Origin of the sequence: Brevibacterium iodinum ATCC 49514 (genome assembly GCF_900169265.1) — a bacterium.
Classification (GTDB): Bacteria; Actinomycetota; Actinomycetes; order Actinomycetales; family Brevibacteriaceae; genus Brevibacterium; species Brevibacterium iodinum.
Window position 1 is genome coordinate 1 of sequence record NZ_FXYX01000065.1, and the last position, 1,035, is coordinate 1,035.

3 protein-coding genes are annotated in these 1,035 nt (G+C 57.8%); all 3 read left to right on the forward strand.

The window, feature by feature from the left end:
• Positions 1-50: 50 nt before the first annotated feature.
• Complete coding sequence (locus tag BI49514_RS16230) at positions 51-254, forward strand: helix-turn-helix transcriptional regulator (RefSeq protein WP_101547474.1); 204 nt, start codon at positions 51-53, stop codon at positions 252-254.
• Positions 251-808: a hypothetical protein gene (locus BI49514_RS16235; protein WP_101547475.1), complete on the forward strand. Its 558-nt coding sequence runs from the start codon at positions 251-253 to the stop codon at positions 806-808. The genes BI49514_RS16230 and BI49514_RS16235 overlap by 4 nt, the downstream gene beginning before the upstream one ends.
• Positions 805-1,035, forward strand: a 231-nt coding sequence (locus tag BI49514_RS16720; RefSeq protein WP_219618461.1) for a hypothetical protein, incomplete at its 3' end; no start/stop codon positions are given. The genes BI49514_RS16235 and BI49514_RS16720, both read left to right, overlap by 4 nt.

Genomic DNA, 1,035 nt, shown 5'->3' on the forward strand with positions numbered 1-1,035 from the left:
TTATATGCTGTACTGTACTCAGATTGAACACAATCTATTCAGGAGGAACGATGACCACCACACCGATCGCAGACAAGGGAGTCTTCACCCCCGAAGACCTCGCCAAACGATATGACACCAGCACCGCCGCCCTCGCCACACTCCGGCACAAGGGCAAGGGGCCGCGATTCTTCAAGATGGGTCGCCGCGTCTACTACCGGCTGGACGACGTTCTCGCCTATGAGGAAGCGGCCATGCAGGAGCGCACGGCATGAAGTTGCCGGCCATATATGAGCAGTCGATCGACGACCTCGAGAACTTCGAGATGAGCGGCGACGACCTCGCCGTAATTTCGAACAGCTACCAACGAATCGAAGACAAAAAAGAAGCGGCCGCTGCACCCATGCCTAGGAAAACGACCGCTTCTCACCAGTGCCAAATCACCCAACAGGAGGATGAAATGCCTACCACCAATTCTACCAACGTTCCCGCCCAGAAGTCGCCTACTTGGGCCGTTCCCGCGAAACGCTGGCAGTCCGGAACAGACGTGATGCATCAAGGCGTGACCCGTCGACTCGAACGACTCAACAAGGACGGCAGTGAATACCACTTCGAGGTCGAACTCACACAGTTGGAGGAAGACGGCAGTGGTGTCGTCACCGACCCATGCTTCTGTGTCAGGGCAGGCGGTGAAGGCACCTACGACGCAGTGTTCACCGTCGACATTGCCGAGCGCGAGAACGTCGCCGACTGGCTTTGCAGCATCGTCGAGAAGGCTCAGCAGTGTAGCGACGGGTCTGGACTCAAGCTGAACAAGGGTGACAAATGAGGACCGCGAAGCAAGTCTATGAGCGGTACTCCCGCGGTAGGTATTCCGACCTGGACAGACTCGCAAAGCACATCACCGAATCGTGGCTTGACGAGTCGTACTACCCGGAGGAGCTTCTGGGCGGGGCTCGCTGGACCGAGCTGTTTCGTGCGACCGGGCCGATCGTCAATGGTGTCCGCACGTCGCATATCAAGCTACCCCGCACCATTTATCGGACAGCTGTTCCG

What these genes read in the sequence shown, in the direction of transcription:
- BI49514_RS16230 (WP_101547474.1), top strand. Translation starts at nt 51, where the DNA reads ATGACCACCACACCGATCGCAGACAAGGGAGTCTTCACCCCCGAAGAC.
- BI49514_RS16235 (WP_101547475.1), top strand. Translation starts at nt 251, where the DNA reads ATGAAGTTGCCGGCCATATATGAGCAGTCGATCGACGACCTCGAGAAC.